At 31.9% G+C, this 17,040-nt stretch carries 15 protein-coding genes; 5 read left to right on the top strand and 10 right to left on the bottom strand.

The window, feature by feature from the left end; all coding sequences use genetic code 11:
* Window positions 1–42: 42 nt before the first annotated feature.
* Window positions 43–1,227, top strand: a complete 1,185-nt coding sequence (locus V6246_RS13125; RefSeq protein WP_341560917.1) for a zinc-dependent metalloprotease — start codon at window positions 43–45, stop codon at window positions 1,225–1,227.
* On the opposite strand, the gene V6246_RS13120 is transcribed toward V6246_RS13125, so the two are convergent.
* Window positions 1,228–2,262, bottom strand: coding sequence for a quinone-dependent dihydroorotate dehydrogenase (locus V6246_RS13120; protein ID WP_341560916.1), 1,035 nt, complete (start codon window positions 2,260–2,262; stop codon window positions 1,228–1,230).
* Between the two features lie 191 nt (window positions 2,263–2,453).
* Between V6246_RS13120 and pepT the strand changes: the two genes are divergently transcribed.
* Window positions 2,454–3,698, top strand: a complete 1,245-nt coding sequence (gene pepT / locus V6246_RS13115) for a peptidase T (RefSeq protein WP_341560915.1) — start codon at window positions 2,454–2,456, stop codon at window positions 3,696–3,698.
* A gap of 93 nt (window positions 3,699–3,791) precedes the next feature.
* Here pepT and V6246_RS13110 read toward each other — a convergent pair whose 3' ends face one another.
* The 6 genes from V6246_RS13110 to V6246_RS13085 form a co-directional block, all read right to left on the bottom strand.
* Complete coding sequence (locus V6246_RS13110) at window positions 3,792–5,123, bottom strand: DUF58 domain-containing protein (protein ID WP_341560914.1); 1,332 nt, start codon at window positions 5,121–5,123, stop codon at window positions 3,792–3,794.
* 89 nt (window positions 5,124–5,212) lie between these two features.
* Entirely contained in the window at window positions 5,213–6,286 is a 1,074-nt protein-coding gene (locus V6246_RS13105; RefSeq protein WP_341560913.1) for an AAA family ATPase, read from the bottom strand.
* A 2-nt stretch (window positions 6,287–6,288) separates the two neighbouring features.
* Complete coding sequence (locus V6246_RS13100; protein WP_341560912.1) at window positions 6,289–7,485, bottom strand: DUF4350 domain-containing protein; 1,197 nt, start codon at window positions 7,483–7,485, stop codon at window positions 6,289–6,291.
* On the bottom strand, window positions 7,482–8,249 hold the full coding sequence (locus tag V6246_RS13095; protein WP_341560911.1) for a DUF4129 domain-containing protein: 768 nt from the start codon (window positions 8,247–8,249) through the stop codon (window positions 7,482–7,484). Before V6246_RS13095 ends, V6246_RS13100 begins: the two co-directional genes overlap by 4 nt.
* Window positions 8,242–9,180: a hypothetical protein gene (locus V6246_RS13090; protein ID WP_341560910.1), complete on the bottom strand. Its 939-nt coding sequence runs from the start codon at window positions 9,178–9,180 to the stop codon at window positions 8,242–8,244. The genes V6246_RS13095 and V6246_RS13090 overlap by 8 nt, the downstream gene beginning before the upstream one ends.
* Window positions 9,167–10,144, bottom strand: a complete 978-nt coding sequence (locus V6246_RS13085) for a stage II sporulation protein M (RefSeq protein ID WP_341560909.1) — start codon at window positions 10,142–10,144, stop codon at window positions 9,167–9,169. Before V6246_RS13085 ends, V6246_RS13090 begins: the two co-directional genes overlap by 14 nt.
* A gap of 23 nt (window positions 10,145–10,167) precedes the next feature.
* Between V6246_RS13085 and V6246_RS13080 the strand changes: the two genes are divergently transcribed.
* From V6246_RS13080 to V6246_RS13070, 3 genes are all read left to right on the top strand, one after another.
* A complete protein-coding gene (locus tag V6246_RS13080; protein ID WP_341560908.1) occupies window positions 10,168–10,914 on the top strand; it encodes an RDD family protein in 747 nt (248 codons plus the stop codon).
* Between the two features lie 203 nt (window positions 10,915–11,117).
* The gene (locus tag V6246_RS13075) at window positions 11,118–11,729 is read left to right on the top strand and encodes a trimeric intracellular cation channel family protein (protein WP_042495557.1); all 612 of its coding nucleotides are present in this window, start codon (window positions 11,118–11,120) and stop codon (window positions 11,727–11,729) included.
* Window positions 11,730–12,168: 439 nt separating this feature from the next.
* The gene (locus tag V6246_RS13070) at window positions 12,169–12,993 is read left to right on the top strand and encodes a hypothetical protein (RefSeq protein WP_341560907.1); all 825 of its coding nucleotides are present in this window, start codon (window positions 12,169–12,171) and stop codon (window positions 12,991–12,993) included.
* Between the two features lie 147 nt (window positions 12,994–13,140).
* Here the strand turns inward: V6246_RS13070 and V6246_RS13065 are convergent, their stop codons facing one another.
* The 3 genes from V6246_RS13065 to V6246_RS13055 all read right to left on the bottom strand — a co-directional run bounded on the left by V6246_RS13065 (window position 13,141) and on the right by V6246_RS13055 (window position 16,957).
* Entirely contained in the window at window positions 13,141–15,102 is a 1,962-nt protein-coding gene (locus V6246_RS13065; protein ID WP_341560906.1) for a T9SS type A sorting domain-containing protein, read from the bottom strand.
* 410 nt (window positions 15,103–15,512) lie between these two features.
* A complete protein-coding gene (locus V6246_RS13060; protein WP_341560905.1) occupies window positions 15,513–16,334 on the bottom strand; it encodes a sulfurtransferase in 822 nt (273 codons plus the stop codon).
* Between the two features lie 44 nt (window positions 16,335–16,378).
* Window positions 16,379–16,957, bottom strand: coding sequence for a DUF1287 domain-containing protein (locus tag V6246_RS13055; RefSeq protein WP_341560904.1), 579 nt, complete (start codon window positions 16,955–16,957; stop codon window positions 16,379–16,381).
* Between the last annotated feature and the right edge of the window lie 83 nt (window positions 16,958–17,040).

Raw genomic sequence — 17,040 nt, 5'->3', positions numbered from 1 at the left:
AATACATTTGATTAGAAATTACCCCAAACCTAAATACCATTCGTGAATAAAGCATCATTACTTTTTACATTCATCTTTACATTGTTCGTTAGCGTATTTAGCTATGGACAAAATGAAGTTGTACAAGAATGCCAAACAGTGACTTCTCCCGAAACTTTAAATTATTTCAAAACTCATAAAGCCGAGCTCCAAGCTGCTAAACAATCGATGCTTCAACAACGATCGGCTAATAGTAAAGGAGATGTACCAAGTACTCAAGATGTTTACATAAAAGTTCACGCCATTCGTTATTCTAATGGTTCTGGTGGTTTACGTGCTTACGATTTGGAAAAAGCATTTCAAAACTTAAATAACATGTTTGACGGTGCCCTTGTAAACTTTATACTTTATGAAGGTGTTGATTATATTGATGATAGTGAATTAATGCAGTTTGAAAAAGGTGACGAAAAAACCCTATTAGAGAACCACTATATCCCTGGTATTTTAAACGTTTATTTTGCTGAATATTTAACAAACACCTCAAAATCTTCTATTTGTGGTTATAGTGATAATGCGGATAATAGAGATATTATAGTTGTGAAAAACAGTTGTTCTATAAACGATTCTACATTAGCGCACGAAATTGGACATATTCTATCTTTAGTACATACACATGGTGTTAGTAACACGCAATTAACCACAGAATTGGTTGATGGTAGCAACTGCGACACCGATGGTGATGGCATATGCGATACTCCTGCAGACCCGGGGTTATCTAGCGATAACGTTGATAATTTTTGCAACTATACAGGCACAGCTACCGATGCAAATGGCGATACTTTTAAGCCTGATACTAGCAATATGATGTCATATTCGTTAAAAGCTTGTAGAACTTATTTTTCTACGGAACAAATAATACGCATGTATACCTATTTCAATTTAGAAAAAAATAGATTTACACAGCCTGGAGTTGTTCCAGAAATAGTTATAGAGGAAGAGGATTACGAGAAAGATAGTTTAACTGCAGTTAAGCTATTCCCTAACCCTGTACAAAATGGTAATATTTACCTATCGTCTACCAAAATAGAAACCGCAATAAACTTCAGAATCGTTAACCTACAAGGTCAAGCCTTGGCAAATGGTTCTGTTGAAAATAATGAAATTAATGTGAACCGCTTACCCGCTGGAAGTTATATTCTACAACTGCAAAACGGAAACTCTACTGTAATTAGAAGGTTTGTTAAATAACTAACCTCTATTCAAAATTGCTTTATTAATTTGCTTCACCAAACTAGGACCTTCATAAATAAATCCGGTATAAATTTGAACTAAATCGGCGCCTGCGTCAATTTTCTCTAAAGCATCTTTAGCAGAATGTACACCACCAACTCCAATAATAGGAAAGGCTTTATTACTCTTTTCAGATAAATATTTAATAACGGCTGTACTTTTATCCTTTACAGGTTGTCCGCTTAAACCACCATTACCAATACTTTCTAAACGCTCAGGAGAAGCTTTTAAACCACTTCTATCCATAGACGTGTTACTTGCAATTACACCATCTAAATTCGTGTCTTTTACCAATTCGATAATCTCGTCTAACTGCGCATTATTTAAGTCTGGTGCAATTTTTAAAACAATAGATTTTTGAGTTGCAAACGCGCCATTAGCTTTTTGTACCGCTCCAATTAACTCTTCTAAATAATCTTTATCATTCAACTTAGCATGCGATCCCACATTAGGGCAACTCACATTAAGCACAAAATAATCTACATAAGGGTGCAAGGCGTTAAAACACTCTAAATAATCTTTAGTATAATCTTCAGGTTTTGTTTGCGTGTTTTTACCAATATTCCCTCCAATAATAAGTTTTCCCTTATTCTTTTTAAGTTGAACAATAGCAGCTTGTAAGCCTTCATTATTGAACCCCATTCGGTTAATAATACCTTGATCATCTTTTAAACGAAACAAACGCTTTTTAGGGTTTCCCTCTTGCGCTTTTGGAGTTACTGTACCTATTTCAATAAAACCAAATCCAAAGTTTGCCAATTCATTATAAAGCACGGCATTTTTATCAAAACCTGCAGCTAATCCTACTGGGTTTTTAAAAGTTAACCCCAATACATTTCGCTCTAATTTAGGGTTTTCAATAACATATAAACTCCTGTATATAGATTTAAAACCAGGGATTTTAGAAGTGAATTTAACTAATGAAAATGTAAAATGGTGAATTTTTTCAGGATCGAAAGAAAAAAATATCGGGCGCAGTAATTGTTTGTACATCAGGATTATTTGTGCAAAAATAGGTTTAATTAAAAAATTGAACAATTCTAACGCCTGAAAATTTAAATATTTGAATCTTGTCTCCTAATTATTTGAATGAAAACATTCGTGAATTCATGGCTAAAAATCGTATTTTTGAAGTATTAAAATCAAGAACATTTTTCCCTCAAATACATTAAAATTTTTCTAAAATGATTTCAAAAGAACATATCATAAAACGTTTTGTAGGTTACGTAACTGTCGATACCGAGTCTGATCCAGAATCTCAAACTACACCAAGTACTGAAAAACAATGGGATTTGGCTAACAAACTTGCCAAAGAACTTAAACAAATTGGTTTAGAAGATGTTAGCATCGACGAAAACGCATACATTATGGCTACATTGCCTAGCAACGTAGATCATAATGTACCAACTATTGGGTTTATTTCTCATTTTGATACATCGCCAGATTTTACAGGAAAAAACGTAAAACCTCAAATTATCGAAAATTACGATGGAAAAGATATTGTTTTAAATGAAGCTGAAAACATTATTCTATCTCCAGATTATTTTGAAGATTTATTACAATACAAAGGACAAACGATAATTACCACAGATGGCACAACACTTTTAGGTGCAGATGATAAAGCTGGAATTTGCGAAATTGTTTCTGCCATGGAGTACTTAGTGCAACACCCAGAAATTAAACATGGAAAAATTCGTGTTGGATTTACTCCAGATGAAGAAATTGGAAGAGGTGCTCATAAATTTGATGTTGAAAAATTTGGAGCAGAATGGGCGTACACCATGGACGGTAGTCAAATTGGTGAACTAGAATACGAAAACTTTAATGCCGCCGGAGCCGTTGTAAAAATTAAAGGAAAAATTGTGCATCCCGGTTATGCTAAAGGAAAAATGATAAACTCCATGTATATTGCTACCGAGTTTATTAATTCTCTACCACGTATGGAAACACCTGAGCATACTACAGATTATCAAGGTTTTTTCCATTTACATAATATGGAAGGTGATGTTGAAGAAACCACTTTAAAATATATTATTCGCGATCATGATAGTGGCCATTTTGAAGCTAGAAAAGAAGTGATGCTAAAACTTACTGCTGAACTTAATTCGCAATACGGAAACGAAGTGATTACTACAGAAATTACGGATCAGTATTTTAACATGCGTGAAAAAATTGAACCTGTAATGCATATTGTTGATGTTGCAGAAAAAGCGATGAAAGCATTAGATATTGAACCGTTAATTAAAGCCATTAGAGGTGGTACAGACGGATCGCAATTAAGCTACATGGGCTTACCTTGTCCTAATATTTTTGCTGGCGGACATAACTTTCATGGGCGTTACGAATATGTGCCTGTAGAAAGCATTATAAAAGCTACTGAAGTCATTTGTAAAATTGCAGAGTTAACAGCCGAAGAAGCTCAAAACTAAGAACTTCAACACATATACTTATTTATAAAAATAGCGCTAAGACCTGAAGGTTTTAGCGCTATTTTAGTTTATATCCAAAAGATAATATATAGTCTAGAGTAAGCCTCGTGCTTTAATTTCTAAGTATTTATTTATAGTATCGATGGTTAAATTTTCTGGAGTTGTTAAAATGGAATAAATACCATATTTCTTCAGTTCATTAACGATAAGGCGTTTTTCGAAAGCAAATTTTTCTGCTATTACTTTATCATAAGCTTGCTGAACAGTTTCGGCCTTTTCATCTATTATACTATCTAACTCTGTATTTTTAAAGAATATAACGACTAATAAATGACTTTTAGCAATTCCTTTTAAATAAGGTAATTGGCGGTGTAAACCATCTAAGGTTTCAAAATTAGTATATAGCAAAACAAGACTTCGTTGTGTAATATTACGCTTTACATCGGCATACAAACGTCCAAAATCACTTTCGTAATAATCGGTGTTCACATTATAAAGCGCCTCTAAAATCAAATTCATTTGAGATGTTCTGCGCTCCGCAACTACTCTATTTTCTACTTTTTTGGAGAAGGAAAAAATACCAGCTTTATCCTGTTTCTTTAAAGCCACATTAGATATTACCAAAGCAGCATTTATAGCATAATCTAGTAAAGTTAAGCCATCAAAAGGCATTTTCATAACACGTCCTTTATCGATTACAGAATATATAGGCTGAGATTTTTCATCCTGAAACTGATTTACCATCAATTGGTTTTTCTTGGCAGTAGCCTTCCAATTTATGGTTCGTAAATCATCACCTAAAACATAATCTTTAATCTGTTCAAATTCCATGGTGTGCCCTAACTTCCTTACTTTTTTAACTCCATACTGCAATAAATTATTACTTATGGCAAGTAAATTATATTTACGCAATTGAATAAAACTTGGGTACGTAGCAATCATTTGGTCATCATCAAACCAAAAGCGTCTTGCAATTAATCCAAAAACCGATGTGGCATAAATATTAAGTTTCCCGAATTGATACTCTCCACGCTCCGTTGGACGTAGCTCATATTCTAATTCTGTTAAGCTAGAGGCATCTAACTTTCTATCTATTTTGAAATCACGCACCTGGAACTGTACAGGAATTTCATCTATAATTCTAATAAAAACAGGGAATGTGTAGAAGTTTTCAATAGAAATACCAATAGCATTTTGATCACCATTAGAGAATTTTTCTGGTAAATTTCGTTTTCCTTTTATACCTTTTTTTGCAACGAATAATAAAATAGCATCTAAAAACGTAAGTGCAAATAAACATAGCAATAACAACTTCACCAAATTAAACAACCTAGGAAGCACAAAGCTTAACACAAACAAAACCATAACAATCAGGCATGCGTAGAAAAATCTGTTTTGTATGTAAAAAGGTTTAATACGTTTCAATTTTTTGATTATTGGTTGATGGTTATTAGTTACGTGTTGTGCTTGTTACTTATTTTTTACTAAATATTGTAAACTGAGTAATTCACTCCTTACCTCGGGATCTCTACAGCTTCTATAATTTGTTTAATAATTTGTTTAGAAGTCACCCCTTCCATTTCGCGCTCTGGAGTAACAATAACGCGGTGCTGCAATACCGGAATAGCGGCTTGTTTAATATCTTCGGGTGTTACAAAATCGCGTCCGTTCATGGCTGCAAAGGCTTTACTTGCTTTTAATATTGCAATAGATGCACGTGGCGAAGCGCCTAAATATAAAAACGGATTACTTCGTGTGTTAACAATAATATCAGCTATATATTTTACTAAATGTGATTCGATAATTATTTGACTCACCAAAACCTGAAATTTAGAAATATCTTCTTTACTTAAATGTGCCGTGATTTTTTCAGTTTTTGTACCACCTTGCAAGGCTTGTTCTCTATTTATAATTTCAATCTCTTCTTCTAAATTCGGATAATCTACATCTATTTTAAACAAAAAACGATCTAATTGTGCTTCCGGTAAACGGTAAGTTCCTTCTTGTTCTACGGGGTTTTGTGTTGCCAAAACAATAAATGGTAAATCCATAATAAATTTATTACCATCGATAGTAATTTGGCGCTCTTCCATAACTTCAAACAAAGCCGCTTGCGTTTTTGCAGGCGCACGATTTATTTCATCAATAAGAATCATATTCGAAAAAATAGGTCCTTTTTTGAATTGAAATTCAGATGATTTCATATCGAAAACCGAGGTTCCTAAAATATCACTTGGCATTAAATCGGGTGTAAACTGTATACGACTAAAACCAACATCTAATGATTTTGCCAATAACTTAGCCGAAATGGTTTTGGCAACACCCGGAACACCTTCTATTAAAGAATGCCCGTTAGCCAAAATAGAAGCAATTAGCATATCGATCATCCCTTTCTGCCCAACAATAACTTTTCCTATTTCATTTTTTATAAGTGCTATACCTTCTTGTAGCTCACTTAAATCAATACGACTCTTAAAATCTAAATTAGAATCTTGTCCGGCTTCTTTCCCCTCAAGAGTATTTTCAAAACTTTGTTGTTCTGCTCCTAAATCTAAATTATCGTTGTTTGGCGTGTTGTTTTCGTCCATAATTATTTATTATAAAAAGCCTCAATAGCTTTGTTTAACCTTAACAAATCGGCCTCTTCTAGATGTCGTTTGGCTTTCAATTGTAAAATTAAATTAATTAATCGTTTTATAGTATCTTCTTTTTTATTTGATTTAAGACTTAAATTTTTAACGAATTTTTCATCTAAAATCTGCGTATCTAAAAAGTATTCTCGTCTTAAGAACTCTAAAAAATAAGTGATTTTTTTATCAATAATAGTATCATGCTCCTTGGTTTCGTAATACAAATTACCAATGGTTTTGGTGAATGCTACGGTTGTATTCTCATTAGGTTTTATAATTTTTACGATACGTTGTCTGCGTTTTGCATTAAAAATCATGAAGCAAACCATTGTAAACAAAGCCAAATACCAAGCCCAACGCAAGGCTGGTGTTTTTAAAATAAACCTTAACGGTGAACTGCCTAAATCTTGCCCTATTTTATTGACCGAATCGAAATGAATGGTATCGTTTTCTACATAAGACAAAGCTGCTTCGGCATATTTTTTATTGTTCTTTTTAAGTAAATGATAATTAGTAAACACAACAGGTTGCAGATGTAAATAGAAATTCCCTGCTCCATATTCTATTTTTACAAAATTAATATTTTGGATAGAATCGAATTTTTGATAGCCTAAAACAGTTGTTGATACTGAATCTAATTTCGTGAAATAATAATTCCCTAAACCTTTTTCAACGGTTATAGAATCGGTTTTAAAGTTTGGGTTAGCAAAACTTAAAAGCGCTTTTCCTTTAAAATTATAATCACTTTTAATATCGACTCCTAAAGAATCTTGAATGTTTTTAGAAGGAAAATGAGACGCTAAGAAAACATCGTTTCCATGCGCAGCAAAGTCTAATAATTCTTGTGAAGATACATCGTCTAAACCAGAAAAATTATTAACCGCCATATACGTTCCGCTCGTATCGTAAAGACTATCTTCAAAATTGTAAAGCGCATCAAAATACTCGTAGGGTGTTGTTTTAATTGTTTTTATATCACTTTCTGGAAATAGATTTTTAAGTTCTTCGTAGAAAATAAAAGTCCCGTAAGGAATTTTATCAGTCTCATCAAAGGTTCTGTTCCAATTTATAGGTTCCTCTCTCGAAAACTCTATAGCTGCCGCTCCGGCAAATAGAACAACAAGCAAAACGATATATATCTTTATTGTTTTGTTCATGCTTTTATCGATTTTAAAAATTGAATAAAAGCTTCTTTCGCCTTATTAAACTCATGCTCGTTAACATCAAATTCGCCATACCATATGTAGTTGTACAAATATGATGTATATGAAAAACCCTTTTTTAAATCCTGCGAAACAATTTCGTTTTGATAATCACTATTTGTTTTTTCAACGTCGTATTCAATAATTTCGGCCGTAGTTAATCCTTTTAAAAGCCATAAATAATAATACCGAATAGCCAATCTATAATTGTGTTCTGCTTCCGCGGAAGCGATAAGTGTTTTAAAATCTACAGCATGAATATTAGCTTCTATATCACTAACAGGAATAATACTTTTATCCGATCCTTTGCCGAAAACCCATTTGCCTTCGCTATTCATTACAGCTTTAAAAATAAAGAAGATGACTAACAGAATAACGAGAACGGCTCCTATTTTAAGAGCTATATCTGCAAATGCAAAAGATTGCCCTTTATCTTGAACTTGAAAGAATTCTATAAAAAGTTCGTTTAACCATTGCTTAAATCGTGTCCACCAACCAGAACTCTCAACGGTTCTATCGTAAACAAATTCTTCACCAGTATAGATTTCTTTTAAATTTTCGAAATGTCGTTTTTCACCCCAAGTCGTATCTATTTGTAAACTATCCTGCTCAACCAAAACCACCTCTAAAGTTGTGATGCTTTTAGCTGAAATAGTTTCAGAATAAAAAAATAATCCGAATACTAAAAAAACGATATGTAAAGTTTGTTTTCTATTCACCCGAACCTATTTGATCGATAACACTTTTAGTATTTATATTCTCTTTATCTTCTTTTAGACTGTAAAACACAATACCTTGATTAAGCTGCACAACGTTACCTAAAACTGCACTAACAAAAAATGTTAAGAAGAATACAGCCAGCATAACCACCGTCATGGTAGCACCTAGATCTTCGTGAGAAGGTCCATCTTGCACCGTAGTAAACATGCTTGCCATACCAAAAAAGTAAGGGATAATTGAAATTATATTCTGTATAATGTAAACTATTAAATAGAACAAACCAACGCTACCTACTGCTGCCCAAAATTTAGATTTCAGTAACTCCCATGAGTATGTATAACATTCCCAAATGCCTTTTTCGCCTTCTAAATATTCCATTAATGCCATGCCATAAAAAAGCATAAACGCACCTGCTAAAAGCGGAAGCGCCATGATACCAATAATAGTAACGGTTAGAATTAGCGCACCAATAGAAAAAATAATAAGCATAGGTATACCAATAAGAAAACAGCAAAGTATAAATGTGAAAAGTTTACCGAGGTTTGCTTTATAAGCTTTTAAAATATCTCGCGTTTCAAAACTTGTACCATCGTTATGGTTATATAATCTTAAATAAATAAAGGGAAATGCATAAGATACTATTCCGGCAATAATAGCAACAATAACGAAAACAAAAACCATAGCCATAAATAGCACAAAATTATCATTTAGATACTCATCTAAAAGCGTAGTGCTTTTATTGTTTAGAATACTCCCAAAAACAAAATCGCTATAAAACTTTGTGAAGAAATAACCCAAAACTGCTAAAACCAATAAAAAGATACCATTTATAATAAAATATTCTCTAAAAAAGTGTTTTCCGTTTTGTTTAATAAACGCGAATGTATCTTGAAAAAACTCACTAAAACCTCTTGATTTATATAATTCCATATGATTTTTTAAGTTTTTTATTTACGATAAATGGGTAAACTAAATAGTAAAATGAAATAATACCTAGCGTTATTAAAATGATGCCAACCGATAACCAATTTGGCATAATGTTAGAATATCGAGTTACAAAACCTTCTAAAAAACCGGCTGCAATAGTAAACGGAAACGTACTAATTAATATTTTAACACCATCTTTCATGCCTCTTTTAAAGCTTGTAACTCTAGAATAGGTTTTAGGAAACAAAATACTTGCTCCCAAAAGTAAACCTGCTGCACCTTCGATAACAATAGCAAAAATTTCCATGGCGCCATGAATCCATATACCACGAACACTTTCCCAAAGCACGCCATGTTTTTGAAACATAAATTGAAAAGCACCAAGCATAATACCATTTTGTAGCAAAACATAACCTGTTCCGAGTCCGCCAAAAACCCCAAATATAAAAGACTTAATACCCACGTATAAGTTATTGAGCGTAATACCTATAAAACTCCCCCAATTACTACCACTTTTGTAAACAGCAACCGGATCTCCTTTTTCAATATTCTCCAAAGTCATGTTTACATAATGATCGCCTAAAATAAGACGAACAAACGAATCATCGAAAGCAGCCGACAAAACACCAATGGCAACAAATGTTAAGAAAATAGCGAATGCATAAAGTACATATCGCCTGCTTTGATAAACAATTAAAGGCACTTCTATTTTCCAAAACTGTATAAATCTATTACTATCTTCTCGCTTAGTTTTATAAATTTTTTGAAAAGCTTTGGCTGCTAAGTTGTTTAAATAAAGAATTGTTTTACTTTTGGGATAATAGGTTTGAGCGTAAGATAGATCGTTTACCAAATGAATATAAAGAGAAGCCAACTCGTCTGGATTTTTTAAAGTTTTTCCAAAAATAGCTTTTTCAAAATCTAGCCATTTCTCTTTGTTTTGTTTAATAAATGCAACTTCTCTCATGTGTAATCAAATTAAAACAATTCATGGTAGAGTTACAAATAAATACTACACAAAATGTTAATATAAATTTTACAGCAGCAAGTGTTGGTGAACGTATTTTAGCATATGGTATTGATTGGATTATAAAAATAGCCTACATTATTGTTGTTTATCAGCTGCTTTTTAACCTGTTTAAAATTCCTGCTTTAATTCAGGATATGGATAATTGGTCTCAAGGCGCTATATACGTCACCTGCTATTTTCCTGTTATTTTTTACACCTTAATTTTTGAAACTCTTTTGGACGGACAAACCTTAGGTAAACGTATCTTAAAAATAAAAGTGGTGAAAATAGATGGTTACCAAGCCTCTTTAGCCGATTTTTTGATACGTTGGCTTTTTCGTATTATAGATTTAAATATGCTTAGCGGTGTGGTTGCATTAATCTCTATTATTACCAGTAGTAAAAACCAAAGACTAGGTGATATTACGGCTGGAACATCGGTAATTACGTTAAAAAACAATGTAAACATTAGCCATACCATACTAGAAAATCTACAAGAAGATTACAAACCGACTTACCCGAATGTTATAAAACTATCGGATAATGATGCTCGAATTATAAAAGAAACATTTACCACTGCAAAAGCATCTCTAGATTATCCAACTTTAATAAAACTGCGCGAAAAGCTTATAGAAGTTGTTGAAATCAAAGAAGTCAAACAAAAAACTGATATGGAATTTATTGATGTTATTATGAAAGACTACAACTATTACACTCAAAATATGTAAGTGCGATATTTCTGTTTTTATCTTAAATAATTATCGAACATTTACCCATAAATAAATCTTATTAAAGAAAACCGAAACACTCCTTAAAAAGAATTAATTTCGCGCAAAAAAATAAGCGTTGTTAATACGTTAAACTTTTCAGCAATTACATATATCTACTGAATTTTCTAATAAAACATTTAACAACTATAAATTGAACTCATATGTTTTACATCGATATTTTAGGTATTGTTGCTTTCTCTATTTCGGGTGTTTTAATTGCGCTAGAAAAAAAGATGGATATTTTTGGTATTTTAATCATTGCCTTTGTAACTGCTGTTGGTGGCGGAACGTTGCGCGATTTGCTTATTGGCCATACACCAGTAAGTTGGATGCAAAACATCACGATTTCTTACGTTATTTTAGGCTCTACCATTGCTGCAGTACTTTTTAGAAGTAAAATTAATTACCTACGCACCTCGCTATTTTTATTCGATACCATTGGTATAAGCATATATACTATGGCAGGTGTTGAGCAAGGCATTGAAGCCGAGTTACACCCGTTAATTTGTATTGCTTTAGGAACAATAACAGCTAGCTTTGGAGGTGTAATTCGTGATATATTATGTAATGAAATTCCTGTAATTTTCCGAAAAGAAATTTATGCTACCGCGTGTATTATGGGTGGTGCCACTTATTTTATTTTAAAAGAATTTCCTATTCAAGAAAACTGGATTTTTATAATTTCTGGTGCTGTAGTTATTTTAATACGCCTACTTGCTGTTAAATTTAAAATCTCTTTACCACGACTTTATAAGGAAGAATTTGAACATTAAGTTTTTCGATTTAAGATACTTTTTTCAAGTATACCAAGCCTAGAAAATTCTTTCTTACAAACGGTATTAATGATATTTTCACTGCTTATCTTTTCTAAATAGTTAGAACTTACAAACTATAATAACCATAGTTCTTTTCGTTATTTTATTCTAACTAAACCAATATATCCAAGAATTAGAAGAAGCATAATCCCTCCCTGCTATTAACTCTATATATTTAACCCTTTTATGTTTTTTTTTATTGCTTAAACCATGCATTAGTTTTGGGAACAGTATTATCCAAATTTATCAAAACTGCACCCTCACAAAAAAATCGATGAAACATCGCTATTACAGATTTAACAATAAGAAAAATCAACATTATATAATGACTTGAAAAATAAATACTACATTTGGTTTGTTAACTTTATAGCTATAATAATCATAAACTAAAAATAAGATGGGATTAAAAGATATGTTTTCAAAATTAGTAAACAAAATGACTCCTGCATTTGATACTGAAGACTACACCTATGAGCAGTTGAAAGAAATGGAAGGCCAAGGCTTTGACGTCAAAGAGCTACTCGAGAAATACGAAAAAGGAGAAAATAAGAATCAACTTTTAGATCGTATCAGATTTGAAAATGTTGATATAGAAAAAGAAAAAATACCAAACCCTACAGATGTTAGTTTATTAATGCCATACATGAACAAACAACTCGATGAAAATTCTGAATTAATAAAGCAAAGTATGTCTGCTCCACTAATGGGAAAAGATAAATGGAAACAAAAACTGAAAGATGGTGAAGTTATTTTATCAACAGTAGTTCAATGTGCACCTAAATTATGGGAGATGAACGAAGATATTAGCTATGCCATGCTAGTTTGCGCAATGGTTGAAAATAATGACTACAAAAATAACCCTACATTTTTAAAAATTATTAGTGAGCTACTTAATAATTTTAGAGATGAAGATGAATTACCTGAAGGTTTATCAGAAAAAATGATTACACTTTATAATGATTTAGATAACCCAGATTCAACATTTGATATTAATCTTGATCAAACTTTATTAAATGCTTATAACCTTGAGTTTGAAAACAAAAAGGTAATATCTAATGATATTAGAGTCGCAACTATATGTTTTACTGGTATTAACAAGGAGAACTTACCTAAAAAAGCCTTAGCTACTGATGGAATATTACCCTTCTTCGCTTTTAATAACAGAAATGAATTTCATGTTCGCAATTACAACGTAATAAATGGAACATTATATAGTATCTAACGTTAATAAATTATAAAAAAAAAGAGTCTCACGAATAAAATTTGTGAGACTCTTTTTTATAATAAATACTGCATTTACTCTTTATAATAAAAGTTTAATTATCTGATTACTCTATTTAATAAAAACTAAGCATACAAATCAATTAGTTTAGTTTTTTACAATTCTTTTTATCATCGCTTTACTTTCTGTATTAATTTTTAATAAATAAACTCCATTGGGTAAATCCTTCATATCAAACTCAACAACTTTTTTATTATCTATAGAGCTATTATAAAGAGTAGAACCTAATACATTAAGAATTGATAAATTAGTGATATTATCACTTCCAATGGTACTTAATTCTACTGTAACTATAGAAGCTGCTGGATTAGGATACATTTTAAAATTTGAATCGTCATATTCTAATTCTACACCTAAAGAATTCCCGTTATCGTACTCAAATGCGCCAATATCAGGAGCGGTTCCGCTATACGATCTACTTAATTTTTGACCAGAACTCCAAGTTAACGCAACATCTAAAGTGAGCGTGTTAGTATCGTAATTTATGCTAGTAATAACAGCCCTTTCATTTTGGCCTTCTAATTGTATTGTATCTCCAGTAAAATCATCGATACCAAAATCATCAACAAAATAAGAAGCATCTGCGACTAACATTGTTTTGCCACTTCCTGATGATGAAGTTTCGGTAAGAAAACCACCTGCATCAATCATAGGGCTTCCTTCTGATAAATTAAAATTATAAGTCGATGCATCTACAAAACTAGGATCGACCTGAAGGCTGTTCAAAAATAATTCGGGGTAATTAGTTTCCCACCAAGTTAGCGATTTAGAGTCGGGGTTAGACGAAGAATCACGGCTACCATAAGCAATAGTATACAATTGGTCTATTTCAGAATTAAATATATTATTGTTATCTAATATTACATCTGTTGTTCTACCTGTAAAAATCTGAACCGGTTTATCATTTAGTTCTGTATACCACGACCAACGTGAATCTCTCTGAATAAATTTATTCCTAAAAAGAATGTTATTTTTTATTTCCTGATCATTGAATGTGTAAGATGTTGATCCCGATATGTCTATTGCACCAAACTCATTGTTATAAAAATCATTATTATAAACTCTGTTTCCATAATTAAAAGTAGCCTCATCGGAGTATAAGGTTAACGATATTGGAGGACCTTGACAATCGTAAAACACATTGTTTCTAATAATACCATTTTGTCCCGCGTATTGAATGCCTGAATAAGGAGATGCATTAACTGGAGAAGTTGTAAATGCAAAAACATTATGCTCTATTACATTATGCTTTGTATCGTTAAGCGAAGTAATTTTATTGTATGGAGAATCGCCATGTCCAACATTATCGCAATCGTAAACTTCCCCTATTTTTTGTAGCTCATTATGAAAATAATTTTCACGAATTACATTATAGTTACTACATTTTATTGTCCACAAAACGTGTTCGGCTCTAGTAATTGTGTTGTTATCAATTAAATTATAATTAGATTGAATTAACCCAATATTATCTTGAGTCGAATTATCTATTACATTATCAGTAATTCTGTTATAATTTGAGTCTTGAAAAAACAATCCTGTTTTAGAACTACCACCAGAGTCTAGAGCGTCTTTAAATGTATTGCTTTTTAATATAATATTATTGGCTCCTAGGGCATTTAACCACCTCCTTACATTTTTAATATTTAAACCTTCTATTGAAATATAATCTACTTCATAAATATAAACAGCTGGAGAAAGTGAAACTCCTGTAATGATAACTTCTTCGTTTTCAAAGTTTTTATAAACCACTCTCTCTATAGCTGTACCAGAGTTCATAGGTCTTAACTGAGAGGTAAAAATACCTTCTCGAATGTAAACAATATCACCAGCAGAAGCAACTGCTGCTGCACCAGCTAATGTATTGTAAGCATTACCATCGCTACCCATACAATTGCGATTACTAATTGAATATGTACCTAAACAAGGTGAACTTAATTGATTGTCTACATAAATTTCTTGTTGTGAAAATGTATTGATACATGTAAATAAGAAGATAAAAGACATTGATACTATAATCTTCTTATTGAAAATTGTAATTCTTTTTTTCATTTGGTTAACTTAATTTGGGGATTAAAATATATAGGTGATATTTTAACGAAAATAGGGTTAAAATGTCTCTATTATTTAAAATCTTAAGACTATTTATTCCTTTTAAAATAATAGCTCCATAAATAATTTAAATCTACAAATACCTAACAATATAAAATTAACTTTAAAATGATTAAAACAGAGAAAGATACCAATAAGACAAACCAAAATTTCCTCTTGTTGTTTAAATCTTTGTGGTATAAATAAAACTACATATACAAATCAGTACTGCAAAGCTTTGAAGACTATAAATAGAATTAACCCTTTTAAAGACTCGAGAATAAACTATTTATTTCCTTTAAAAAGACATTAATATAAGCGGGGAAAATTCACTTTTCACTTTATCAATACAAGTATTAAATTAAAACATTTTACGATTCCGTCAAACTTCCCCACTCTGTCCAAGAACCATCGTAAACCGATAAATTTTTATAACCAGAAATATCGGCCGCTAAAGCCAAAACACATGCTGTTAAACCAGATCCGCACGAAAATATAATATCATCATTTTTATCGGCTAACATATAAAAAGCTTTTTCTAGCTCTACTTGAGGTTTTAAAACACCGTCGGCTAATAAATCGGTAAAAGGTAAATTAACAGAATTTGGAATCGTCCCCATACGCAAACCTTCGCGAGGTTCTGGTACTTCACAGTTAAATCGTCCGGCAGAACGTGCATCTATAATTGTATGTGTTTTATTTGCTGAAGCTGTTTTTACATCATCAAAAAATTGCATGAATTTAGGTTGAAGGTTCGCGAAAAAATCGCCTATTGCACCTTCATAATTCGTCATAGATTCTGTGGCATAACCAGCCTTTAACCACTCAGGAAAACCTCCATTTAAAACCGCAACGTTATTATAACCAAACGCCTTAAATAACCACCAAACACGTGCGCTCGAGTAAATTCCCTTATCATCGTAAACTACAATGACACTATTGTTATTTACACCTAAATTCCGAGCTTCTCTTTGAAACTGTTCTTCGGAAGGAAAAGCACTAGGAAACGGATTCGACACATCGCTAAATTTCTTTTTAATATCGAAAAGCCTTGTTCCTGGTATTTGTTTTTGAGAAGCATTAAAAACTTTGTTTATAGTACCATCTAAAACAATAAGATTTTCATCGTTTAAATGCTCTTGAAGCCATTTTACAGAAACAATTGGTGTTGGTAAACTAATAGAAGTGCTCATGTTGATTTTGTGGTTTAATCAAATATAAAGAAATAAGTTGTTTTCTACATATATCTGTAATGTCCAATAATTTTAAAATCAAAAAGACAGTCTTCTAAAACTTGTCCGCTACCAATATTATGAACAATTAAATTACGTTTTCCGTCTGTAGATTTTTTATCGACAACTATACCTATATGTGTTATTGCACCTCCCAAATTCCAACACACTACATCTCCAGGTAAATAATCTTTAGCCTGCTCGGTGATTGCTTTTTCGGCGCCTTGTCTTTTAAAATATGTCATTAAATTAGGAACTCTCCGGTGATCAATATTTTTATCAGTTCTTTTAAGTCCCCAAATTTTAGGATAAACATTGAAATTGACTTTCATATCTTCATGAACATTTTTCTGCAAGTCTATTCCAATTTCCCGATAAGCTCGAATTACAACATCTGTACAAACTCCTTTATCGCTTGGCACATCGCCATTTGGATAGTCGATTGAGAAGTAACTTGGGTCGTAAACCACTTTTTGTTTTGTTAATTCTAAAGCACAGTGAGATAATTGAACAAATTCAACTTCTGCTTGTGAAAAGCAAAGATTGATGCTGAAAAATAAAATTATTAGAAAAGCCTTTTTCATATAAATAATAACGATAGTCTTCTGGGCATATTACACATCTACAAGCAAAGGTTTCATATAGATTAATAACGCAAAAGGTAATT

Origin of the sequence: Algibacter sp. TI.3.09, from assembly GCF_038154905.1 — a bacterium.
Lineage (GTDB): Bacteria > Bacteroidota > Bacteroidia > Flavobacteriales > Flavobacteriaceae > Algibacter.
Note: the sequence above shows the minus strand (reverse complement) of the source record. Positions and strands in the feature narration are given on the sequence as shown.

What these genes read in the sequence shown, in the direction of transcription:
- V6246_RS13105 (WP_341560913.1), bottom strand. Translation starts at nt 6,286, where the DNA reads ATGGACGAAAACAACACGCCAAACAACGATAATTTAGATTTAGGAGCA.
- V6246_RS13090 (WP_341560910.1), bottom strand. Translation starts at nt 9,180, where the DNA reads ATGGAATTATATAAATCAAGAGGTTTTAGTGAGTTTTTTCAAGATACA.
- V6246_RS13085 (WP_341560909.1), bottom strand. Translation starts at nt 10,144, where the DNA reads ATGAGAGAAGTTGCATTTATTAAACAAAACAAAGAGAAATGGCTAGAT.
- V6246_RS13065 (WP_341560906.1), bottom strand. Translation starts at nt 15,102, where the DNA reads ATGAAAAAAAGAATTACAATTTTCAATAAGAAGATTATAGTATCAATG.
- V6246_RS13075 (WP_042495557.1), top strand. Translation starts at nt 11,118, where the DNA reads ATGTTTTACATCGATATTTTAGGTATTGTTGCTTTCTCTATTTCGGGT.
- pepT (WP_341560915.1), top strand. Translation starts at nt 2,454, where the DNA reads ATGATTTCAAAAGAACATATCATAAAACGTTTTGTAGGTTACGTAACT.
- V6246_RS13100 (WP_341560912.1), bottom strand. Translation starts at nt 7,485, where the DNA reads ATGAACAAAACAATAAAGATATATATCGTTTTGCTTGTTGTTCTATTT.
- V6246_RS13060 (WP_341560905.1), bottom strand. Translation starts at nt 16,334, where the DNA reads ATGAGCACTTCTATTAGTTTACCAACACCAATTGTTTCTGTAAAATGG.
- V6246_RS13070 (WP_341560907.1), top strand. Translation starts at nt 12,169, where the DNA reads ATGGGATTAAAAGATATGTTTTCAAAATTAGTAAACAAAATGACTCCT.
- V6246_RS13055 (WP_341560904.1), bottom strand. Translation starts at nt 16,957, where the DNA reads ATGAAAAAGGCTTTTCTAATAATTTTATTTTTCAGCATCAATCTTTGC.
- V6246_RS13080 (WP_341560908.1), top strand. Translation starts at nt 10,168, where the DNA reads ATGGTAGAGTTACAAATAAATACTACACAAAATGTTAATATAAATTTT.
- V6246_RS13120 (WP_341560916.1), bottom strand. Translation starts at nt 2,262, where the DNA reads ATGTACAAACAATTACTGCGCCCGATATTTTTTTCTTTCGATCCTGAA.